We start from the raw sequence: 22,061 nt of genomic DNA, 5'->3' as shown, positions 1-22,061 counted from the left end.
CAAGGCCATGAACAGAAAACAATTTTTATACAGCGCAGGAAGTGCGGGTTTGGTATTGTCTGCAATACCATTATTTTCCTTTAATCCCCAAGATGGTGAGAAACTCGACCCGAAGATGGTTCAGGAATTTGTGGGTGCGTCGCATAAGGATATCGAAAAGGTAAAATCAATGTTGGAGGAGCAACCAAACTTGTTAAATGCGGCCCACGACTGGAAAATGGGTGATTTTGAAACGGGGTTGGGCGCTGCGAGCCATGTGGGATATAAAGACATGGTTAGATTATTCTTGGATAAAGGTGCCCAGGCCAATATTTTTACGGCTTGCTTATTCGGGAAGATCGACATCGTAAAACCAATGCTCGCCACTTTTCCAAATACGCTACATGCCAAAGGGCCCCATGGGTTTACGTTGTTGCACCATGCCGAAAAAGGAGGGGATGAAGCTCTTGAGGTAAAGGAGTTGCTGATGTCATTAGGAGCGACGGAAACCAAAGTTGCTTTGTATTAATAGACCGTTTTTTCTTCTTTTTGGAAACGATTTCAACGGGAACACTTCATTGTTCGCCAACAAAACATTCGTACTTTTGTGTCTTGATTTTTGAAGTGAAATTTCAATAACACCATTACCTATGACTCAATATGATGTAGCCGTTATCGGCTCGGGCCCTGGAGGCTATGTCGCGGCAATCCGCTGCGCACAACTTGGAATGAAGACCGCGATTATCGAAAAATATAGCACCTTAGGGGGTACTTGCCTCAATGTGGGTTGTATTCCATCGAAAGCCCTACTTGATTCTTCACATCATTACGAGGATGCCGTGAAGCATTTTGAGGAACACGGCATCGAAATACCAGGTGAAGTAAAGGTGAACTTGGAAAAAATGATTTCCCGAAAGCAAGGTGTCGTCGATATGACGACAAAGGGGATTCAATTTTTGATGGACAAAAACAAAATCGATGTTTTTGAGGGTGTTGGTAGCTTCAAAGATGCCTCCCATGTGAATATCAAAAAGAACGACGGAAAAACGGAAACTATCGAGGCTAAAAATATCATCATCGCTACTGGCTCTAAACCCTCGAATTTGCCGTTCATCAAATTGGACAAAGAGCGGGTAATCACGTCTACGGAAGCTTTAAAGTTACCTGAAATTCCCAAGCACATGATTGTAATCGGTGGTGGGGTCATCGGTCTGGAACTAGGGCAGGTGTATAAACGTCTGGGTGCCGAAGTAACGGTAGTCGAATTTATGGACCGAATTATCGCCAATATGGATTCCGCCCTCTCGAAGGAGTTGATGAAGACCATGAAGAAGCAAAAAGTGAAGTTCGAGCTGTCGCATAAGGTAAAATCAGTTGAACGAAAAGGAAACGAAGTCATTGTTAAAGCTGACAATAAAAAAGGCGAGGAAGTAACCTTTACAGGGGATTATTGCCTAGTGTCAGTAGGGAGAAGACCTTACACCGATGGTTTAAATGCCGAGGCGGCAGGCGTTAAGCTGACCGAAAGGGGAATGATCGAGGTAAACGATCACCTACAAACCGCTGTACCCAATATTTATGCTATTGGGGACGTCGTTCGTGGGGCAATGTTGGCTCATAAAGCAGAAGAGGAGGGGACTATGGTCGCCGAGCTTATAGCGGGTCAAAAACCCCACATCGATTATAATTTGATTCCGGGAGTAGTGTACACATGGCCCGAGGTTGCAGCGGTAGGCAAGACCGAGGAAGAATTGAAAGAAGCTGGCGTTGAATACAAGGCGGGTCAATTTCCGATGCGTGCGTTGGGTCGCTCCCGTGCCAGCGGTGACGTTGATGGTTTCGTAAAGATTTTAGCGGATAAAAAAACAGATGAAGTTCTAGGGGTGCACATGATCGGCGCCCGATGTGCCGATTTAATTACGGAGGCCGTCACGGCAATGGAATTTCGGGCATCTGCAGAAGATATGGCCCGTATGAGCCACGCACATCCAACCTACGCCGAAGCGGTAAAGGAAGCGGCTCTTGCCGCAACAGGGGATAGGGCATTGCACGTTTGATATTGGAAAGAACCTAAAATGACCGTAAGATGAACACGGCAGAATAGTTAAACGGGGATTCTTTAAAACCAGAAGATAGCACATGAAAACAAAAAAACGCCTCTAAAAGGGCGTTTTTTTAATACCTAAACTTTATGTGAACCGTCGCAGTAGGGCGGGTTCGATGTTCTTTTACAGGTACACAGATAGGCCTCTTTTTCTTCCGCAACCTCGAATGTCAAGGGTGGTGTTGCCTTGGCCGCTCGGTGTGAACCGTCACAAAACGGTTGGTTCTCGCTATGGCTGCAGGTGCACCAGGAATACCGTTTGTCTTTTTCTAAAGTAACTGGAATTGGGGAGTACGGCTTTTCGCTCATAATTTATTTTTGTTCGACAAGATAACGAAACACTAGTTCTTAAGCAATCCCAATGATCGAAGTAGCTTCGAAACGGCGTTTTTGACCATACCAACTCCAAACCCTAAAAAGCTTTCCGTTTTTGACCATGTATAGTGCAACGCCAGATTCACGTTCGACTGAATCAACACCTTATGCTGTTCATACTGCAGCGCGGCATAGGTACACACGATCATAAAGGCCAAAGCTCCCGAAATAGCGATTGTAGGGGAGAGGGAATGATGTAAAAATCCGTATAGCCCCAACCCCGTAAAACTGCCATAAAGAATGATAAAATGGATGATGTAGATGGATAGTGTACTTTGTCCGATTTTCAGCACGGTAGCGTTCTTCAATAGACCTCTGACCAACATGAATATTGCAAAAACAAGCAACACATCACCTAGACGAATGAAGAGGTAGTTGTTAAAGTGAATTGCTCTAAAAATTTGTATTCCAGTTACTTCTGCAATATATAAAAATGCATCGGAAGAGTATAGAATCAACATTCCGCCAAGGCTTATCGCTGTTCCGATGGCGACCGTATACAGGTATTTATAAGTGCTGAACCGTTTGAATAATATCGAAAGAAAGGCCCCGAAGGTAGCGTATCCGGTCCAAGGGATTATCGTAAAAATCGATCCGTTTACTTTACTAATGTAATTTTCCAGAAATCTCGGAAGTGCGTCAAAAGTAGCTCTAGCGTACCAAGGTTCACAAGTGAATAGCAATAGACCGACCATCAATAAGACGGTTGGAAAAACAACCCTGTTGCTCTTATATGTCAGTAGATAGACGCCGATAATGCCTAAGATAGAAAAGCCAATACAATGCAGTACATCAACTAGGTAGAACGAATCGTACACCTTGCCCATTAACAGCCCCCAGAGGTTCATTCGTAAGAGGTAACCGAACAGGATAAGCTGCAGCCCACGCCGTATTCCCTTTTTCACCCTTGGGTTTTCCACTCCCTTTTGCTCACCGCGAATCAATAGATACGTAAAAATAAATCCGGAAACGGTAAAGAAAACGGGAGCGGTAATTCCCCTGAAATACTGCCAAACCATAAAGGCAATACTATCCGGGTCGCGAAATGCAGTGTCCAGTAATCCATCAATAAAATGCCCTTGCAGCATCATGAGAATCGCCCATGCCCTCATAGCATCGATAAAATAGAGTCTTGCAGACTTTTTTTTCATTGGGTTTTTAATCAAATACCGATAAATCGGTTCAATTATTTTTGGCCGTTGTGCAATCTATATACTTGTACAACAGCGTATTCGGATCATTCGTTGCGCGAAATTAGCTAAAATACTCGCATTTCAGTATCATTTGCGCTAATTTCGACGACAGAAGGTATAAAACGTTGCCTTACGACTATTATTGGCTAAGAGCAGCACTGTTCTTGATGTGCTGTATGAAATCCCTATCAAAAACCCTTGTTTCTTGCGAACCACCGTTTCATTTCCATTGCCACCCATTTCCGCCTGTAAGAAGTCCCTTCTGGAATGGTCGCATCAGTTCAGGGAAATCGCTTGGCTTGATAGTAACGGACATGCCGATTCCTATGGAGAATTCGAAGCGATATTGGCGGTTGCTGCTCATGATAGTATTGTTGTACCGCGAACGACCGGGGCTTTTGACAAATTGAAGGCCTACCGGAAAGAAATCGGTGACTGGCTTTTTGGCTTCCTTTCGTACGACCTTAAAAACGATGTGGAGGAGCTTTCTTCGACCAATTTTGATGGATTGTTGTTTCCGAACCTGTTCTTTTTCCAACCGAAAAAAATAATAAAAGTGCATAAGGGCCATGTTCACTTTATGTATTTGGATGTCTACGCTCATGAGATTTCCTCGGATTACAACGACATTTTCGAAAAAAGGAAGGTGGATGCCAAAGCAGTGAAATCGGCAAAGGCCATCCACATAAAAATGCGAATCTTTAAAGACGAATATTTTCAGCGAGCAAGGCGTATGCTCACCCATATTCACCGTGGCGATATTTATGAGGCGAATTTTTGTCAAGAATTCTATGCAAAAGACACCGAAATCGACCCACTTCGTATCTACGAACATCTCAATACCATATCACAACCTCCTTTTGCCGTTTTTTTTAGGCAGGACCATAATCATCTGTTGTGCGCATCCCCGGAACGGTATTTAAAAAAATCGGGGAGTCAGCTGATTTCGCAGCCCATCAAAGGAACCGCTAAACGGGATACGAATCCGCAAAAAGACGCCTCGTTGATTAGTAGATTACGCCATGATGCCAAAGAACGCGCCGAGAATGTTATGATTGTTGATCTGGTTCGCAACGACCTTTCTAAAAACGCAACAAAAGGTAGTGTGAGGGTAGAAGGGCTCTGCGTAATAAAATCGTATCGGCAAGTCCACCAAATGGTATCGACGATTAGTGCGACAGTGCCCCCGGATAGCGACCCCGTTGATTTGATACGGGATAGTTTTCCGATGGGCAGTATGACGGGAGCACCAAAAGTTTCCGCGATGAAGATCATCGAGGAATTGGAGTCGTTTAAACGCGGACTCTACAGCGGAGCGGTGGGCTATTTTACCCCGGAGGGGAATTTCGATTTCAATGTAGTCATCCGGAGCATACTGTACAATGCTAAAAAGAGATATGTTTCTTTTTCGGTGGGTAGTGCGCTTACTGCCAAGGCAATTCCGGAACAGGAATACGAAGAATGCCTGTTGAAGGCAAAAGCGATGCGGGAGGTGTTGGAGGGTCTATAATTGAAATCCATGTAATTTTAGGGATATGCAAGAATCGAAATTCAGCTTTCATTTGTATGGGTCCGAAATTTTCGGATGCCATGTTGAACCAAAGGTGGTAACGGGTGTGGTGGTTTTGGTCCATGGGTTCGGAGAGCATTCAGGTCGGTATAAGGCAGCGGTCATCCCCATATTGACCGATCTAGGTCTAGGCGTTGTGACCTATGATAATATAGGACATGGAAAATCAGGAGGGAAAAGAGGGCACTGCCCCAGTTATGAGGCCTTATTGGATATATTGGCGACCGTAATCGACAAGGCTAAGGAACTACATCCCAAAAAACCGCTTTTTTTATATGGGCACAGTATGGGAGGTAACCTTGTTTTAAACTATGCCTTAAGACGTAAAGAAGATTTTGCTGGCATTATTGCCACCAGCCCGTATTTGCGTTTGGCATTTAAACCGCCTAAATGGAAGATGTTCTTAGGTAAAATGCTGTTAAAGGTCCTACCTTCTGTCACCTTGCCTTCCGGTCTAGACGCCAACGGAATCTCGCGAAATCCCGAAGAGGTTACCAAATACCAAAACGATTCGATGATTTACGATGCGGTAAGCCCAATGTATTCCTTTCCGGTAATGGATGCAGGGGAGTGGGCCTTGGCCAATGCCCATACCCTAAATTGCGAGGCACTACTATTGCATGGTACCCGCGACCAAATTATAGATCATACGGCAACCATTGAATTTCATCAGAAAGCCAGCAATACTACCTTGAAATTATATGAAGGCGGGTACCACGAGTTGCATCACGATTTGTGTAAGGAGGCCATGTTAGAGGATATCCATAAATGGTTGAAGGAACGCATTTAAAAGCTGTACGCAATTTATACTTCTTTTTCTTGCGTATTTTTGAATTGTGCTAAAAGCTTTTCAAAAACAGATTTCCGAACACTTCTCGATACTGGACGAAGAACGATTTTTACTTGCCTGTAGCGGTGGTGTCGACAGTATGGTCCTTGCTGCCCTCTGCGCACGGGCAAACTTGAAGTTCGCTATGGCGCACTGTAATTTTCGACTTAGGGGAACTGAAAGCGACGCCGATGAGGACTTGGTACGCAAAACCGCAAGTAAATATAAGGTAGATTTTTACATAACCCATTTTGATACCGTAGGTTATGTGAACAAAAATAAAGTTTCAGTTCAAATGGCTGCACGGGAGTTGCGCTACACTTGGTTTACCCAGATAATGGATGAAAATACACTTGGTGCTCTGGTGACCGCCCATCATGCCGACGATAATTTGGAAACTTTTTTAATCAACCTTTCCAGAGGAACGGGAATCGAGGGCCTGACCGGTATTCCGCCAAAAAACGGAAATATTTACCGGCCATTATTGTCGTTTTCACGAGAACAAATCGAGGCTTATGCCAGAACAGAACGAATCGAGTGGAGGGAGGATGCCAGTAACGCCGAAACGAAATATTTACGAAACCGAATTCGACATCAAATCGTACCCGAATTAAAGAAACTAAACCCGACCTTTTTGGAAAACTTCAAAAAGACACAGGAACATCTTTCCGGTACTGCGGCTTTCCTTAATGCAACCATTGAAAAATTAAAGACCAGTCTTTTTGTCAATAATAATGGTGTGGTAACGATTTCCATTGCTGATTTACTGGAATTGCATCCATTGAAAACCGTACTCTACGAACTGTTCAAGGAATTCGGTTTTACCGCCTGGGACGATATTAATGCTTTGCTGACGGCCTCAAGCGGAAAGGAAGTACGCTCCAAAACACATCGGTTGGTGAAGGATAGGGATACACTGTTGCTCGCGGAAATAAAGGAATCAGCAAGAAATATCTATGCCATCAATGTCCCGCAAAAGCGAATAGATCGACCAATAACCTTGCTTTTCGACGATGTTTCTGAAATCGATGAGACTTCGGGCAATGTACTATACGTAGACAAAGAAACGTTAAAGTATCCGCTGACCGTTAGGAAATGGCAAAAGGGCGACTATTTTTATCCCCTGGGAATGCAAGGCAAGAAAAAGTTGTCGAAGTATTTTAAAGATGAAAAGGTAGATATCATTGCCAAAGATGACCAATGGCTTTTGTTTTCCGGAAATGACTTGGTTTGGGTCATCGGCCGGCGTGGCGACGACCGGTTTAAAGTAAATGCGCATACCAAGCAAATCGTAAAAATAATATTCAACAAATGAAACAAGTAGTTCTACTTAGTTTTCTGTTAGTTAGTAGTTTATTTGTGTTTTCACAAGATGATGAGACCCCGGTCATCTGGTCTCAAGAAAAGAACAAAATTTCTGACACGGAGTACGAATTAATAATGACCGCAAAGATTGCCGATGACTGGCATATCTTTTCACAATTTACACCCGAGGGTGGCTCATTGCCCAGTGAATTCACGTACAAGAAGGTAGGAACGGATTATGAGCTCATCGGGACGACCACGGAAAGTGAAACCGTCAAAAAGTTTGAAGAAGTTTTTGAGATAGAAGAGGTGTTCTTTATTAAAGATGCCGTATTTAAGCAAAAAATAAAACTCTTAAACCCAGCTGTACGTCAAATAGATATCAACCTTTTCTATCAAGTCTGTAAGGAAGTCTGTATTCAGCAAGAACACGATTTTACTTTCGTTTTTGACGATGGCCCGGCGACGGTTTCTGAAAAAACCATGGATGAGCGCAGTCTGGCCATAGGGCGGGCGATGAAACTCGATTTGAAGAACAAAGAACGCCTTACCGAAGGTGGTACGCTAGTTACCGGTAGCAATACCGGAATATGGGGCATAGTAGGTTTGGGATTCTTAGGCGGTCTCATCGCCCTCCTGACGCCATGCGTATTTCCGATGATTCCGCTTACCGTGTCTTTCTTTACGAAACAATCCGGAAGCCGTTCAAAGGGGGTGGCCAACGCCATGCTCTACGGTCTTTTTATCGTGCTGATTTATGCGCTACTCAGTCTGCCCTTTCATCTGTTCGATTCCGTCGATTCGCAAATTTTGAATACGATTGCCACCAATATATGGCTGAATATCGCGTTTTTCGTCGTTTTTGTGTTCTTTGCATTTTCCTTTTTCGGGTATTACGAGTTGACGTTGCCCAGTTCTTGGGCGAATACGATGGATTCTGCCTCGTCTAAAGTCGGTGGCGTCATCGGTATTTTTTTTATGGCCGTGACCCTGGCCATTGTTTCCTTCTCCTGTACAGGTCCCATTTTAGGTGGACTTCTGGGGAGCACGATTTTGGAGGAGGGTGATGTTGCCTATAACCTTACTGCCGGCATGACCGGTTTCGGCATCGCCCTGGCATTGCCCTTCGCGTTGTTCGCCTTGTTTCCTGCCTGGTTGAATTCCCTGCCAAAGTCGGGTGGGTGGATGACGACCGTCAAGGTCGTATTGGGTTTTTTGGAATTGGCATTGGCCTTGAAATTTCTATCCAACTCGGATTTAGTAGGGCATTGGGGTCTCCTGAAGCGTGAAATCTTCTTGGGTATCTGGATTCTACTCTTTGTACTCTTGGCCTTATATCTTTTTGGGGTTTTCCGATTTCCGCACGACGGGCCAAAACAGAAAATTTCCACAGGAAGGAAAATCACGGGATTTGCAAGTGCGGCTTTTTCTATTTATCTGATTTTGGGCGTGGCCAATATCTCCGACCTGAAATTGCTTAGCGGTTTTCCACCACCTCAATTTTATAGTATTTACGAACAGGAAAGCGATTGTCCCTTAGGTATTGCTTGTTTTAAGGATTTCGATGAGGGGCTGGCGTATGCCAAAAAAACGAATAAGCCCATCTTATTGGATTTTACGGGTTGGGCCTGCGTAAACTGCCGTAAAATGGAGGAACACGTCTGGAGCGTACCGGAAGTATTTCGACTATTGAAAGAAGATTACGTTCTTATATCATTGTACGTTGATGATCGAAAAGAACTGCCAACGGAGGACCAATTCGATTTTCAATATGAGTCTGGCCGTATAAAAACGATTGAAACCGTAGGTCAAAAGTGGGGCACCTTTCAGACCCTGAATTTCAATGCCGCCTCGCAACCATACTATGTATTGCTATCTCCCGATATGAAGGTGTTGCATCATGCCATTCAAAGTACGGATAGTGAAACTTATGCGGCCTGGCTTGCCAAGGGCCTCTCCGAATATCACCTCTTATCCAAAAAATAGCTGTCAGAAGCGGTTTTTTTTTCTCACAAATAGCCCTATCTTTCCTTGTAAATACAAAGGATTGAAATTCGTTAAAAAATTTGTTCACCTACTTCTGATACTCTCTTTGTTGTTGGTTATTGTTGGGTTTGGGGTGTATTGGAGCTTAAAACCGGAATACAAAGGAGAACAGCAGATCAAAGGACTTACTACCACCGTGCAAGTGTATTATGATTCGTACGGAATTCCGCATATTTACGCCGATAATGAGAACGATGCCTTTCGCAGTTTAGGATACGTGCATGCGCAAGACCGCCTATGGCAGATGGAATTACTTCGAAGAATCGGTCGAGGAGGGCTCTCAGAGGTTTTCGGGGAAAAGTTGTTGGGAACGGACAAATTCTTTCTCGCCCTGGGAATAGACGAGGCCTCTCAAAAGACCGTTTCGAAATTGAATAGGAGTTCGAAATCCGTTCAACTTTCCCAAGCCTACCTTGATGGTATCAATCACTTTTTGGAAAACGGACCAACTCCTCTGGAATTTTACTTGACCGGAATCGAAAAGGCGCCCTTCACTTTAAAAGATATTCATAATATTCTGGGCTACATGTCTTTTAGTTTTGCCCAAGCGCACAAAACCGACCCTTTGCTGAGCACCATCAAAGAGCAGCTGGGACAGGACTATTTGATCGACTTGGAAATCGATAGCGATCCAAATTCCACTTTGATTAAAAGTCATCATCCAAAAACAACCGATTCTATGGGGAATTCCGCCATTACATCAGTATCAAAATCGCTCGATTCGCTGGGTATTCCGCTTTTTGAAGGCAGCAATAGCTGGGTCGTTGGCCCGGAAAAGACCAAAAACGGCAAGGTCATCTTTGCCAATGATCCGCATATCGGTTTTTCTTCACCTTCCGTTTGGTACGAGGCACATGTGGTCACACCCACTTATGAAAAATATGGTTATCATCTGGCGGGAGTGCCCTTTCCCTTATTGGCACACGATCGGAAGTTGGCCTATGGAATGACGATGTTCGAAAATGACGATGTTGATTTCTATTATGAAGAAACCCATCCTACCGATTCAACAAGGTATAGAACGGATGAAGGTTGGGATTTTTACGATATCGTTACCAACACCATCAAAGTGAAGGATGCGGACGACGTTAATTTTACTGTAAAAAAAACCAAACGAGGCCCGCTATTGAACGGAATTGCAGACCAGATATCTGGTGAAAGGCCCGTATCGATGTGGTGGACGTATACCAATAACAAGAACGAAGTAATCAATGCGCTCTATGAGATGGCCAGTGCCCCGGATTTGGAAGCGATACAGCGTGCACTTCCCAAGATACATGCCCCAGGCCTGAACATTATGTATGGTGATGCCCAAGGCAATGTTGCCTGGTGGGCAACAGCGAAATTGTATGAGGTGCCTGATAGTGTACATACCAAATTTGTACAAACAAGTACGAAAGCCTTTCCCGCCGACAAAAACTACTTGGATTTTTCCGAAAATCCCCAAGCCATTAACCCGCCTTGGCATTATGTCTACTCGGCGAACAATCAGCCCGACTCGGTCAACGGAAGATTTTTTCCAGGCTATTATCTGCCCGAAAACAGGGCCAAACGAATCGTAGAATTGTTAAAACCAAAAAATGATTGGGACGCCACCGAGGTACGGGAAATGATCACAGATGTAACCTCTTCGGTAAACCCATCTGTTTTCGTTGATTTAGCCAAGGCCTTGGATATCAGGAAACTTTCGGACAAAGAGCGGAAAATTCTTGATCGTATGAGGGCATGGAAAGGGGACTACCCCTTGGAAAGTATATCGGCTACCATCTACCATCGTTGGATATTTCGTATGTTAAAGAATACGTTTGGAGACGAGCTGGACGAAGCACAATTCGAGCAGTTCTTGACCACTCATATGAGTAAACGGGTCATCGCAAAAATTGTCGACAAACCTGCTTCTGTCTGGTGGGATGATGTTTTGACCGAAGAAATCAAGGAAACGCACGAAGATATTATCCAAAAGTCTTTTGAAGAGGCCTTGGCCTTTTTGATCAACGATTTTGGACCTGATGAGGAAGAATGGACCTGGGACAGAGTACACAGTTTGGAGCACGAACACCCTATGGGGCAAGTAGCCGTTTTACGTCGTTTTTTCAATGTGGGACCTTTTCCTGTAAACGGTTCGCGAGAGGTCATCAACAACTTGGGATTCGGCTATAATGCAGAGGGATTTTATAAGGTAAGTTCTGGACCGTCGACGCGTAGGGTCATCGATTTTTCGGATATCGAAAACAGTATGAGCATTCTGCCCACGGGGCAGTCTGGAAATATCTTTAGTCCGCATTACAAAGACCAAGCAGAACTGTTTATAAACGGGGAGTTTCGAAAAATGATGATGAATAAGGAGGAGATACAACAGTCGGAATCCGTTCTTACGTTAGCTCCCTCACAAAAGGAAGAATAAAAATGAGGGACGTCATGGTGATAGTTCATTACGAATAGAAAATAATTCATCATGCCCTTAAGCTTAAAAGAGAAAGCCATAATCGTTTAATGGCTTTTGGCGATCAACTTTTACGTAAATTATAAAAACCAAGAAATACAAGACCAACATGTTGACCAAAGTCTTTGGAAGCGCTGTTTTCGGCGTAGAGGCCACAACCATTACCGTTGAAGTAAATGTAGATATCGGAGTAGGTTACCACTTGGTAGGCCTCCCGGACAATGCCATCAAGGAAAGTAACTACCGCATTGCAGCGGCGCTGTTGAACAACGGGTATAAGATTCCTGGAAAGAAAATCACCTTGAATTTGGCACCTGCAGATTTGCGAAAAGAAGGCTCTGCCTACGATTTAACCCTCGCCATGGGGATTCTTACCGCTTCCGGTCAGATACAGTCCGAAAATCTTGATCGGTATATTATCATGGGCGAGCTTTCCTTGGATGGGAGCTTGCAACCGATCAAGGGCGCCTTGCCCATCGCTATCAAAGCATTGGAGGAAGGCTTTAAAGGATTTATTCTTCCGAACGAGAATGCCAAAGAGGCCGCTATTGTTGAGGGTCTGGAAGTATATGGAGTGGAAAACATAGCGGAGGTCATCGAATTTTTCGATAAGGGCACGCCCTTGGAGCGTACCATTATTGATATTCAAGAGGAATTCTATAAAAACCTCGATTTTCCCGAATTCGATTTCTCGGATGTAAAAGGACAGGAAAGCATTAAAAGGTGCATGGAAATCGCCGCGGCAGGCGGTCATAACATTATCCTCATTGGCCCACCAGGTGCTGGAAAAACGATGTTGGCAAAGCGCTTGCCATCTATTTTACCCCCCATGACAATGCATGAGGCACTAGAAACGACCAAAATACATTCGGTCGTCGGAAAAATAAAGAATATGGGGCTGATGAGCGAACGGCCGTTTCGACGCCCCCATCACACGATTTCAGACGTCGCCTTGGTCGGTGGGGGCGCCTACCCGCAACCAGGGGAAATTTCACTATCGCATAATGGCGTTTTGTTTTTAGATGAATTGCCGGAATTCAAGCGTGGAGTTTTAGAGGTCATGCGGCAACCTTTGGAAGATCGGGAAGTGACCATTTCCCGAGCTCGTTTTACCGTTACCTATCCCAGTAGCTTTATGTTGGTGGCCAGTATGAACCCTAGTCCGGGTGGCTATTTCAATGATCCAGATTCCCCCGTAACCTCTTCTCCGGCTGAAATGCAGCGCTATCTTAGCAAGATATCCGGGCCATTGCTGGACCGTATCGATATTCATATCGAGGTAACCCCCGTACCTTTTGAAAAACTATCGGAAGATCGGAAAGGGGAGAGTAGTGTAGCCATACGCCACCGGGTGACCGCCGCGCGGGAAATTCAGACGCAACGCTTTTCGGAATTGGAAAATGTGCACTACAACGCTCAGATGAATACCAAACAGATTCGCGTACACTGCAAACTGGACGACGCTTCGAAAACCATGCTCAAAAATGCCATGGAGCGGTTGAATCTGTCTGCCCGTGCATACGACCGTATTTTGAAAGTGGCCCGTACCATTGCCGATCTGGAAAATGCGGAGGAGGTCAATGGCAACCATATCGGCGAAGCCATTCAATACCGGAGTTTGGATCGTGAAGGGTGGTTGGGGTGATTTGAAGGAACGAGGTTTGAAGTACGAAATACGAGGTATGAGTTAAAAAAAGATTGTTCAACCGGGTCCTCGACAAGCTCGGACTGACAAAGTAGACATGATTTGGACAATGACAATTCTGAAAACGACGGTCATGCTGAGCTTGTCGAAGCGCTGATGAAATGAGTTTTTTCCAGACCCCTGCTAAAGTCATTTTTGCGGCGATAAATTAAAATGGCCATTCCGTACTTCCAACCTGCCTTTCGCCGCTGGCGCCCTAGTAATCGCTACCGCTCGTTTTTAACGAGTGGCCATAGTGAGCCAGGAATTAACAAACCCCAAAACTATGACATAATAGGCGTGGCCTTTCACTATCCTGTTTTCTTACTCTGGTGCGGCACCTGTCACAGACAAGCACTAGCCCGTATTTTGAAAGTGGCCCGTACCATTGCCGATTTGGAAAATGCGGAGGAGGTCAATGGCAACCATATCGGCGAAGCCATTCAATACCGGAGTTTGGATCGTGAAGGGTGGTTGGGGTAGCGTAAAGAGGTACGAAATTTGAAATATAACAGTTAAAGATAGAATTGTACGCCTTGGATTTTATTAGGCAACCTACCAGGTACGCGTCGTAGGGGTAACACAGGAATTTCGATTTAAAATAGTATGGAGAGGATATTGATTTAGAAAGGTTTCCCCTTTAGCATAATCCCTGATTTCAAGAAAGTAGTATCGCTTATCCTTCTCGATAACTTCTATGGTGGTGTAGGCCAACATCTCATGCTCGTCCCTATAATGTTGAATTAGTTCATTACAGTCATCGTAAGTTCTGTTACCGACCTTAATATTGACTTGACAATCCGAATTTGGGTCTTTGAGCCTATCTAGATGAAGTCTACCTTCTTTGTATGACGTAAGTATCTCTTCCAACAATTCTATAGCTCCTTTTTTTACCATAAGGAATTAACGCATTCTTCTCGCCATTAGTATTTCATTTGTACGAAAAATATTCTTTTTCAATGAGGAGTTGATTGCCCAAATGCTTTCCTTGGAACATCACTATTACGCACTGCCTTGTTTCTATCCAGTCCGCATGACTACCAGCCAATCGAAAGGTTAGTGGGGTTGGGTTCATCTTTAAGTGGATGGCCTTTTAGACCTTGATTTCAGTTATATGAACAATATAAAGAACAGTACATACAGCGACCACAAAAAACAAAAGGCGCAATACGCGTAAATAAGAAAATCGTTTAAAGTAGTTTTTTCTCTCATAGGTTAAGATTTAGGATGGAGAACAGTTCCTCCAATACCAAAACCCTGAAATTGCAATAAAAAGATGTACACACCTATGAAGCGTAGCGAATACTCGATAGCCGGAAAAAAACCCGATTAGGAGTCATTTATCTTCTATGAAAGGAAAATCAACAAAAACACTAAATCCTTTAAATACAACACTTTAACTGATAAAAATCCGACGAAAAACAGTTGAAATCTCAAATAGGAGTAGAAAAATAAAGCCTATGCCCAATAATTCCAAGAGGGATTTCGGGCCGGAAGTCACGGTGTGGTAAACCAATGACAACTACACTTTCAACGGTAAGAATTACAAATTGGAAACAGGGGTTTATTTGTTATCCCATCACCTTCTTCAAAGCCTTTCCGAATTGTTCGACCTGTGCCAACGTGCCGGTGCTTATTCGCGCCCAATCATAGAATGGCGGGAAAGGCCTCCCAATCAATACATGTTCTTGTTCCATGGCCGCACTCAAGGCATCGATATGCCGACCGGATTTGAAGAATACAAAGTTGGTATGGGAAGGAATATATTCCAAGTTCAGGTCGTTCAAGGTTTCGTATATCATCTGTTTGGCTTCCATATTCTTGGCAACGCTGTATTTGTAGAAGGTATCGTCTTTCAAGGCGGTTTTGGCAGCTTCGACGGCCAAAGTATTGGTCATTGCCATAACGCTGGCTTTCAGCCTATTCGAGATATCAGGTCGTGCCACAAGATAGCCGATACGCAGACCGGCCAGTCCATACACCTTAGAAAAGGTTTTAGAAACGATTACATTTCGCCCTTCCTTGACCAATTCGATCATGGAAGGGTAATCGGGTTCGGTAATGTAGTCGTAGTAGGCCTCATCACTAAAAATCATTGCCTTACGGTCCATAGAGGTGCAAAAGTCCCTCAGTTTGCCTTTTTCGATAAGCGTACCGGTCGGATTGTTGGGGTTGCAGATAAAAATCAAGCTCGTTCTGCCGGTTACGCGCTTGGCCATCGCCTCTAAATCATGACCCTTTTTATCGTTCACAGGTACACGATGCACAAAGCCTCCGTAATTTTCCGCATAACGCAGCATAGATTGAAAGGTCGGATCGGCGGCGATCAGTTCCCCACCATCAAGTCCATACGTTAACCCTGCGGCCTTAAGTCCTTCGGTAGAACCACCGGTAATGACAATATGGTCTTTGGTGACACCTTCTTTCTCGGCAAGCTGCAATACTAGTTCTCGGAGTACGATCGAAGGATAACGGCAGGCCTTATCGAAACTATCGATTAAGGTTTGCCGTACCATTTTTGAGGGGCCATACGGATTTTCATTGGAATTCAGTTTGGCCGTCTCGTCTTCTAAATGGAAGTTGGTGTGGGTGTTCGAGAGTGCCAGGGCATCCAGTCCGCCCATGAGGGCAAAGCCTCCTGTGAGGCCTACCGTTTTGAGCCATTTCCTGCGGTCGGTCGTTTTCATAGTCTTAGTTTAGTGATGATAAGATACGAAGGTTCTCCCACGAATTCAATGGAAGGAATTTTAATGAGGATAATTTAGCTGTAATGCGAACAAACACGAACAGCTCGTGTAGGGTCTTGAATTGACCGATATAGTTGTTCTTATTGCCTAAAGCATGCCTTTGACCTAGGAACAGATCCAAATGAATAGGGGCGACCATTCGCATAATATTTTCAAATCAAAAAACCCTCAAGGTCCGGCCATGAGGGTTTTTGAGAATTGTTAGCGATGGTGATTTAAATCTGAAACTCTTCGTTGGCCGTGTCTTTTTCCTTGACCTCCGAAGTTGAAAAAAGGTCTTTGAGGATATAGAGTGCAACAACGATGATACCCATGACCAAAAGCGGTGTTGCATATTCCCATTGTAATATGGTCATCAGGCTTCCGCCAATGATACTTAGCGTACCCATGACCATGGCGATATTCCACCAGATTTGCAGCGTACTATTCTTTGCACGTCGGTCATCGTCCATAAAATATGCAGTTCCTTCCATTATAAACCAAGTAACGAAGGCTGCACCGGTAATGATTTGAAATACTAAAGTGTATTCAAAATTCATCATTCGAAAGAGTCCGTTTGCTGTCCAGAAAACGATAAGCACCAATTTTACGTAATCGATAAAAAGTTTGGGCTGCTTGTTCCAAAACCGAATACTGTAGAGAATACCAATGGCAAAAAAACCTGCGATGACAACCTGCGCGGCGAAAGGCCACTCCATGATTCGGGCCATCATGCCCAACAGTAATAGAGCAACTGATATTCGTAACGGGGCTTTTAAAATTTTCTTTCCGGACATAACTTTGAGATTTTAGATGGTTTTGATATTGGCCTTTAGACCTTGCATGATCCCCAGGATATTATGGACCGTTTCCTTTAGATAGTGGCGAATTAGAATATGTGGTATACGAATAGTGGTAAAACCGTTTTTGAAGGAGTGCATGGTCTCTTCAAGGTCGTTCATTGCCTGTTCATGGGTCATCATATGATACTCGGTATCGACTTCGATATTCAGCTTTACTCTCGAAATGGCAATATCTATCGATTTTTTGCCATCCCACCATTCGAGCATTGCGTTCACACCTACCTCTTTTAGGCCATAATACAGTTGTACGGCCTCTAAAGGAGTATTGTGTGTTTCGATTACCGTTTGCATGCGATTCTGATGTCTAGTGCATAGTTCAACACCGAGGGAGTCCATTGCATTCCGATGGTCGAGGTAATTCAATTGGGCGTTACATTCTAAACAATTCATTAAGTAGGTCGATTTTAATTCCGCTCGGCGCGAAATCGGGGGTTTAAATTAGGTTTGATTTGGATATATATAACAGCACTTTTTTAATCTTTAGTATAAACCCTCGATGTAGAACACCCCGTTTTTAGACGAACTGCAATTTTTTAGACGAACTGCATTTGAAAGTGTTAAAAGTGTGGTGAAAATCACTTGTGGCTTTGCATAAATTCTGCATCATACCCTGTATATTTACCACAAAACGCATATCATGCTCAAGAAAGTAGGCCCAGGGGTCTTGGTAGCCGCGGCATTTATAGGTCCAGGTACGGTAACGGCCTGTACTTTGGCTGGCGTCGGTTTTGGATATGGATTGCTCTGGGCCATGGTGCTATCCATTTTCGCAACCGTGGTCTTGCAAGAAATGGCGGCACGGCTCGGCATCATTACCCAGAAGGGGTTGGCCGATGTCATCAAGAGCGAATTAAAGAATCCGTTGGTCCGGAATATCGTTATTATTCTTATTCTCGGAGCGATCGTTATTGGAAACGCCGCCTATGAAGGAGGTAATATAGGAGGGGCTACACTCGGTCTGGAGGCGGTTTTTGGTTCCGGAGGGATTCCATATTATCCATTTATAATCGGGGGAACAGCTTTTGCACTACTCCTGATAGGGAATTATAAAGTATTGGAAAAAGTCTTCGTAGGGCTGGTCATTGTTATGAGCCTGTCATTTTTGGTTACCGCAATTATTACCCGGCCAGATGTTGGGGCCATTTTAAAAGGAATGTTCGTTCCGAGTATTTCGCAAGAAAGTATTCTAACCGTTATCGCTTTAGTGGGGACGACCGTGGTACCTTATAATCTATTTTTACACGCTTCCTTGGTCAGCGAAAAATGGAAATCCCAAAATGATTTGAAATCGGCGCAGCGGGATACCTTTATCGCTATTGTTTTAGGGGGAATGGTATCGATGGCGATTATTATCGCCGCCGCGGCTATTCCACAAGGGGAGATCCAAACGGTCATGGATATGGCGAAAGGACTTGAACCCCTATACGGTAATGCCGCTAAATACTTTATGGGATTCGGTCTTTTTGCTGCTGGGATAACCTCTTCGATTACAGCGCCATTGGCCGGTGCCTATGTCGCCAACAGTTGTTTTGGATGGAATGTCGGACTCAAAGATTTTAAATTCAAAGCGGTTTGGATGCTCATCCTCTCGTTAGGGGTACTCTTTATGACGTTTGATATCAATCCTATCGAGATTATTAAATTCGCCCAAATTGCCAACGGTATGCTTCTACCTTTTATCGCGGTGTTTTTGGTCTGGGTTGTAAATCGGACTTCAGTGATGGGTAACTATAGAAATACCTTCTTTCAAAATGCGATCGGAATACTCATTATAGTGCTGGCACTGCTTCTTGGAGCAAAAAGTATTTTAAAGGTATTAGGGCTGTTTTAGTTTTGCGATATTTCGCCGTGCGCCGTACGTCCGAAGCTATTGCATTGTTTTATGAATAGAAATTAAGGCAGGTGAACGCCTAATAGGGGCGTTCTTAGCCGAAAAGTCCGGAGGAAAGGTACCGGTCTCCACGATCACAAACGATAGACACGACAACCCCGCTATCCAAAGTAGCGGCCAAACGTAGGGCTGCGGTAGCCGCGCCACCACTGCTCATACCTGAAAAAATGCCTTCTTCTTTTGCCAACCTGCGCGCCATATCGGCAGCCTCTTCTTCGCTGACCTCCATGATATCGTCTACTTTGTTTTTATCGAATATTTTAGGTAAGTAGGCTTCCGGCCATTTTCTGATCCCGGGGATTTTGGCCCCGTCCTTGGGCTGAACCCCCACGATTTGCACCTTGGGATTTTTCTCCTTTAAATAAGTAGATGTCCCCATTATGGTACCCGTCGTTCCCATCGAGGAAACAAAATGGGTGATACGCTGCTCGGTATCTCCCCAGATTTCGGGTCCTGTGGTTTGGTAATGGGCTCTCCAGTTGTCATTATTAGCAAATTGATTAATCATTGTAAAGCCTTCATTCCTTACCTTACCTTCGGCATAATCCCTGGCCCCCTCAATACCCACGTCTGCAGGGGTAAGGGTGACTTTTGCACCGTATGCCCGCATGGTCTGAACGCGTTCTACGGTACTGTTTTCGGGCATTACCAGTTCAATTTCCAATCCGTAGACACCAGCGATCATGGCTAAGGCAATTCCGGTATTGCCACTCGTAGCCTCGATAAGTTTTGAATGCTTGTCAAAATCGCCGCGTTCCAAGCCGCTTCTGATCATGTTGAGAGCGGCCCTATCTTTGACGCTTCCCCCGGGGTTGTGGCCTTCCAATTTAAAGAACAATCGAACGTTCGGGTTCGGGTTTAATATATTTGACTCGACCAAAGGCGTATTCCCGATCAATTCCAAGAGGCTATACGACATTGGGAAGGGTTTTTATTTTGATTTCGGGGGTGTGAAATACTGTGGAATTTGCTGGTACCGAAGCGGTAACCCAAGCATTACCTCCGATAATGCTATTTTCTCCTATTACCGTTTTTCCACCAAGAATAGTGGCATTGGCATATATGGTAACGTTGTTTTCGATTGTGGGATGGCGTTTGGTATTCTGAAGGGCTTTGGCAACATAATGAGCACCTAAAGTGACACCCTGATAGAGTTTTACATGGTCTTTAATAATGGCCGTTTCTCCTATGACCACTCCTGTGGCATGATCGATAAAAAACGATTTTCCAATCTGCGCCCCGGGATTGATGTCTACACCGGTCTGCCTGTGCGCATACTCGGTCATTAATCGTGGTACCAAGGGGAAACCTTTCTGATAGAACCCATGGGCCAAACGATATATGGCAATCGCGTAAAAGCCCGGATAAGCCATGTATACCTCTTCAATGGACAAAGATGCGGGATCACAGCTCACGATTGCCTCGGCATCCAAATTAAGACGCTCCAACACCTCTGGCAGCTGGCTCATATAATTTTCCCAGATTTTTTTGCAGGGTTTATCGACATCCCAGCAGGCCATGGCCACCAAAGCATCGAACTCCTTCTCTAGTCTGTCCAGATTTTCCTCGACCGGGGTGTCGATATCGAACAGTGTATAGAACAGCAGATCGGTAAAAGTTTCTACCTTTTCCTTCAAACGAAACCTTAAGTGCGGTTGTTTTTTATGTTTCTTGATTTTTTTTACGATCGAATCCTTATCCATAGTAAATTAGTAGACTATTCAAATTTAGTCCATTCATGCCAACTACTTTGGTACGAATGTTTAACTTTATATTAAAATTAACACCCTATTCGTCGTATGTCGCAAGCAAAGATTACCAAGGAAATTTTTGATTTTCTTCGAGCCCTTGAAAAAAATAACAATCGGGAATGGTTTAATGAGAACAAAAAAAGGTTTACCGCCCTTAATAATCAAGCAAAAGAAGTATTTACCGCTGTTTCGGAACAAATGAAACTGCATGACGAGATTGAAAAGTTAAAATTTTTCAGGATTTATAGGGATGTACGGTTTTCTAAGAACAAGGCGCCCTACAAAACCAATTTATCGGCCTCGATGTCCAGGGCCGGCGCACGGCTACGCGGAGGATACTACATGCATGTTCAGCCCGATAACAGCTTTATCGCGACGGGCTTTTGGAATCCGGAAAAAGAAGACTTGTTGCGTATTCGAAAAGAATTGGAATTGGATGCTACGGAATTACGGGAAGTCATTAATGAAAAAAGCTTTAAACATGTGTGGGGCGAATTGGCCGGGGAAGAGCTTAAAACGGCCCCAAAAGGTTTTGATAAAGAACATCCCGATATCGATTTAATTCGAAAGAAACAATTTATTTTCGTCAAGAACTTTACCGATAAGGAGGTCATGGCCCCTGATTTTGCTAATGTTATGGCGGATTCCTTTCAAGCCATTAGACCCTATTTCGACCTGATGAGTAATATACTTACTACCAATTTAAACGGGGAATCACTTATCGACTGAGATCTAACTTAAAAATTGCTCTTCCCCAGAAACATGATAACCCGCGCTTGGGAACTGATTATACGGTAATCTATGTTAGACTGCTAATTCGATTCGCTCGAAAAACTGTATCTGATCCTGTAGACGTTTAATTACCATGTTCATCATACGCTTATTGAGCGCCGAGGAGTAGGCCATATAGATTTCGTATTCTTCTAAAGTGTATTGCCCTATAACCATTCCCTTTAATGAATTTCTGAACTTTAGATCCTTTTGAATGGCGTGGGCGATATAGTCCATACGTTTTTGAAGCGGGAGCTCGTAGAATACATTTTTTCGCTTGGCAATGTAATTCTGGAAAGCGCCTAGGAAAAGTTCGTTCTGCAATTTGATGATCGGCCGTAAGGTCTTATTCTGAAAATGCTCTTCGGCACTCATATTATCCGACACCTTCGCAGTAGGAATCAGTGGACGTATTGCTATTAGATTCTGGGATCTGTCGCTCATAATGGTTAGTTTATCAATTAAAGGTAGTAAATCGCATTGGCGCCTCTGCGTAGCGGACCACCTATTTTTTAACGGTGTTATGAACAA

Annotated in this window: 19 protein-coding genes and 1 pseudogene; 11 read left to right on the top strand and 9 right to left on the bottom strand. The window is 44.1% G+C overall.

Annotation, left to right across the window (positions count from 1 at the left end; genetic code table 11):
• The first annotated feature begins 7 nt into the window (after positions 1-7).
• Both FGM00_RS08280 and lpdA read left to right on the top strand, forming a co-directional pair.
• Positions 8-508 carry an ankyrin repeat domain-containing protein gene (locus FGM00_RS08280; RefSeq protein WP_138852447.1) on the top strand — a complete coding sequence of 167 codons (501 nt, stop codon included), beginning with the start codon at positions 8-10 and terminating at the stop codon, positions 506-508.
• Between the two features lie 121 nt (positions 509-629).
• Positions 630-2,036 (top strand): dihydrolipoyl dehydrogenase, encoded by a 1,407-nt coding sequence (lpdA, locus tag FGM00_RS08275; RefSeq protein WP_138852446.1) that lies wholly within the window; start codon positions 630-632, stop codon positions 2,034-2,036.
• A gap of 125 nt (positions 2,037-2,161) precedes the next feature.
• Here lpdA and FGM00_RS08270 read toward each other — a convergent pair whose 3' ends face one another.
• Together FGM00_RS08270 and FGM00_RS08265 are read right to left on the bottom strand one after the other, a co-directional pair.
• Positions 2,162-2,392, bottom strand: a complete 231-nt coding sequence (locus FGM00_RS08270; protein ID WP_138852445.1) for a CDGSH iron-sulfur domain-containing protein — start codon at positions 2,390-2,392, stop codon at positions 2,162-2,164.
• 32 nt (positions 2,393-2,424) lie between these two features.
• Entirely contained in the window at positions 2,425-3,609 is a 1,185-nt protein-coding gene (locus tag FGM00_RS08265; RefSeq protein WP_138852444.1) for a heparan-alpha-glucosaminide N-acetyltransferase domain-containing protein, read from the bottom strand.
• Between the two features lie 247 nt (positions 3,610-3,856).
• On the opposite strand from FGM00_RS08265, the gene FGM00_RS08260 reads away from it, so the two are divergent.
• From FGM00_RS08260 to FGM00_RS19945, 7 genes and pseudogenes are all read left to right on the top strand, one after another.
• Entirely contained in the window at positions 3,857-5,161 is a 1,305-nt protein-coding gene (locus FGM00_RS08260; protein ID WP_138852443.1) for an anthranilate synthase component I family protein, read from the top strand.
• A gap of 25 nt (positions 5,162-5,186) precedes the next feature.
• Entirely contained in the window at positions 5,187-6,011 is an 825-nt protein-coding gene (locus FGM00_RS08255; RefSeq protein WP_138852442.1) for an alpha/beta hydrolase, read from the top strand.
• Positions 6,012-6,057: 46 nt separating this feature from the next.
• Entirely contained in the window at positions 6,058-7,365 is a 1,308-nt protein-coding gene (tilS, locus tag FGM00_RS08250) for a tRNA lysidine(34) synthetase TilS (protein ID WP_138852441.1), read from the top strand.
• The gene (locus FGM00_RS08245) at positions 7,362-9,341 is read left to right on the top strand and encodes a protein-disulfide reductase DsbD family protein (protein WP_138852440.1); all 1,980 of its coding nucleotides are present in this window, start codon (positions 7,362-7,364) and stop codon (positions 9,339-9,341) included. The genes tilS and FGM00_RS08245 overlap by 4 nt, the downstream gene beginning before the upstream one ends.
• Positions 9,342-9,402: 61 nt before the next feature.
• A complete protein-coding gene (locus tag FGM00_RS08240) occupies positions 9,403-11,805 on the top strand; it encodes a penicillin acylase family protein (protein ID WP_236262975.1) in 2,403 nt (800 codons plus the stop codon).
• A 148-nt stretch (positions 11,806-11,953) separates the two neighbouring features.
• A complete protein-coding gene (locus tag FGM00_RS08235; protein ID WP_138852439.1) occupies positions 11,954-13,489 on the top strand; it encodes a YifB family Mg chelatase-like AAA ATPase in 1,536 nt (511 codons plus the stop codon).
• Positions 13,490-13,879: 390 nt separating this feature from the next.
• Positions 13,880-14,011, top strand: a pseudogene (locus tag FGM00_RS19945) (magnesium chelatase subunit ChlI family protein); the annotation flags it as partial.
• A gap of 72 nt (positions 14,012-14,083) precedes the next feature.
• Here the strand turns inward: FGM00_RS19945 and FGM00_RS08225 are convergent.
• The 4 genes from FGM00_RS08225 to FGM00_RS08210 form a co-directional block, all read right to left on the bottom strand.
• On the bottom strand, positions 14,084-14,425 hold the full coding sequence (locus FGM00_RS08225) for a hypothetical protein (protein ID WP_138852437.1): 342 nt from the start codon (positions 14,423-14,425) through the stop codon (positions 14,084-14,086).
• Positions 14,426-15,099: 674 nt separating this feature from the next.
• On the bottom strand, positions 15,100-16,215 hold the full coding sequence (locus FGM00_RS08220; protein ID WP_138852436.1) for a pyridoxal phosphate-dependent aminotransferase: 1,116 nt from the start codon (positions 16,213-16,215) through the stop codon (positions 15,100-15,102).
• 275 nt (positions 16,216-16,490) lie between these two features.
• Entirely contained in the window at positions 16,491-17,051 is a 561-nt protein-coding gene (locus FGM00_RS08215; protein ID WP_138852435.1) for a hypothetical protein, read from the bottom strand.
• A gap of 12 nt (positions 17,052-17,063) precedes the next feature.
• A complete protein-coding gene (locus FGM00_RS08210; protein WP_138852434.1) occupies positions 17,064-17,507 on the bottom strand; it encodes a hypothetical protein in 444 nt (147 codons plus the stop codon).
• A 247-nt stretch (positions 17,508-17,754) separates the two neighbouring features.
• Between FGM00_RS08210 and FGM00_RS08205 the strand changes: the two genes are divergently transcribed.
• Positions 17,755-18,948 (top strand): Nramp family divalent metal transporter, encoded by a 1,194-nt coding sequence (locus FGM00_RS08205; protein ID WP_138852433.1) that lies wholly within the window; start codon positions 17,755-17,757, stop codon positions 18,946-18,948.
• Between the two features lie 94 nt (positions 18,949-19,042).
• Here FGM00_RS08205 and cysM read toward each other — a convergent pair whose 3' ends face one another.
• Both cysM and epsC read right to left on the bottom strand, forming a co-directional pair.
• Complete coding sequence (gene cysM / locus FGM00_RS08200) at positions 19,043-19,927, bottom strand: cysteine synthase CysM (protein ID WP_138852432.1); 885 nt, start codon at positions 19,925-19,927, stop codon at positions 19,043-19,045.
• Complete coding sequence (epsC, locus tag FGM00_RS08195) at positions 19,917-20,711, bottom strand: serine O-acetyltransferase EpsC (protein WP_138852431.1); 795 nt, start codon at positions 20,709-20,711, stop codon at positions 19,917-19,919. Before epsC ends, cysM begins: the two co-directional genes overlap by 11 nt.
• Before the next feature lie 96 nt (positions 20,712-20,807).
• Here epsC and FGM00_RS08190 point away from each other — a divergent pair, with 96 nt between their 5' ends.
• Positions 20,808-21,488: a DUF2461 domain-containing protein gene (locus FGM00_RS08190; RefSeq protein ID WP_138852430.1), complete on the top strand. Its 681-nt coding sequence runs from the start codon at positions 20,808-20,810 to the stop codon at positions 21,486-21,488.
• 75 nt (positions 21,489-21,563) lie between these two features.
• On the opposite strand, the gene FGM00_RS08185 is transcribed toward FGM00_RS08190, so the two are convergent.
• Positions 21,564-21,974 (bottom strand): glyoxalase, encoded by a 411-nt coding sequence (locus FGM00_RS08185; protein WP_138852429.1) that lies wholly within the window; start codon positions 21,972-21,974, stop codon positions 21,564-21,566.
• Positions 21,975-22,061: the final 87 nt, after the last annotated feature.

The sequence above is a fragment of the Aggregatimonas sangjinii genome (genome assembly GCF_005943945.1).
In the GTDB taxonomy this organism is placed as follows: Bacteria; Bacteroidota; Bacteroidia; order Flavobacteriales; family Flavobacteriaceae; genus Pelagihabitans; species Pelagihabitans sangjinii.
Note: the sequence above shows the minus strand (reverse complement) of the source record. Positions and strands in the feature narration are given on the sequence as shown.

Bases quoted from the DNA above. Each gene is read 5' to 3' on its own strand.
- FGM00_RS08280 (WP_138852447.1), top strand. From the start codon at position 8: ATGAACAGAAAACAATTTTTATACAGCGCAGGAAGTGCGGGTTTGGTA.
- lpdA (WP_138852446.1), top strand. From the start codon at position 630: ATGACTCAATATGATGTAGCCGTTATCGGCTCGGGCCCTGGAGGCTAT.
- FGM00_RS08270 (WP_138852445.1), bottom strand. From the start codon at position 2,392: ATGAGCGAAAAGCCGTACTCCCCAATTCCAGTTACTTTAGAAAAAGAC.
- FGM00_RS08265 (WP_138852444.1), bottom strand. From the start codon at position 3,609: ATGAAAAAAAAGTCTGCAAGACTCTATTTTATCGATGCTATGAGGGCA.
- FGM00_RS08255 (WP_138852442.1), top strand. From the start codon at position 5,187: ATGCAAGAATCGAAATTCAGCTTTCATTTGTATGGGTCCGAAATTTTC.
- FGM00_RS08245 (WP_138852440.1), top strand. From the start codon at position 7,362: ATGAAACAAGTAGTTCTACTTAGTTTTCTGTTAGTTAGTAGTTTATTT.
- FGM00_RS08235 (WP_138852439.1), top strand. From the start codon at position 11,954: ATGTTGACCAAAGTCTTTGGAAGCGCTGTTTTCGGCGTAGAGGCCACA.
- FGM00_RS08225 (WP_138852437.1), bottom strand. From the start codon at position 14,425: ATGGTAAAAAAAGGAGCTATAGAATTGTTGGAAGAGATACTTACGTCA.
- FGM00_RS08220 (WP_138852436.1), bottom strand. From the start codon at position 16,215: ATGAAAACGACCGACCGCAGGAAATGGCTCAAAACGGTAGGCCTCACA.
- FGM00_RS08215 (WP_138852435.1), bottom strand. From the start codon at position 17,051: ATGTCCGGAAAGAAAATTTTAAAAGCCCCGTTACGAATATCAGTTGCT.
- FGM00_RS08210 (WP_138852434.1), bottom strand. From the start codon at position 17,507: ATGAATTGTTTAGAATGTAACGCCCAATTGAATTACCTCGACCATCGG.
- FGM00_RS08205 (WP_138852433.1), top strand. From the start codon at position 17,755: ATGCTCAAGAAAGTAGGCCCAGGGGTCTTGGTAGCCGCGGCATTTATA.
- cysM (WP_138852432.1), bottom strand. From the start codon at position 19,927: ATGTCGTATAGCCTCTTGGAATTGATCGGGAATACGCCTTTGGTCGAG.
- epsC (WP_138852431.1), bottom strand. From the start codon at position 20,711: ATGGATAAGGATTCGATCGTAAAAAAAATCAAGAAACATAAAAAACAA.
- FGM00_RS08190 (WP_138852430.1), top strand. From the start codon at position 20,808: ATGTCGCAAGCAAAGATTACCAAGGAAATTTTTGATTTTCTTCGAGCC.
- FGM00_RS08185 (WP_138852429.1), bottom strand. From the start codon at position 21,974: ATGAGCGACAGATCCCAGAATCTAATAGCAATACGTCCACTGATTCCT.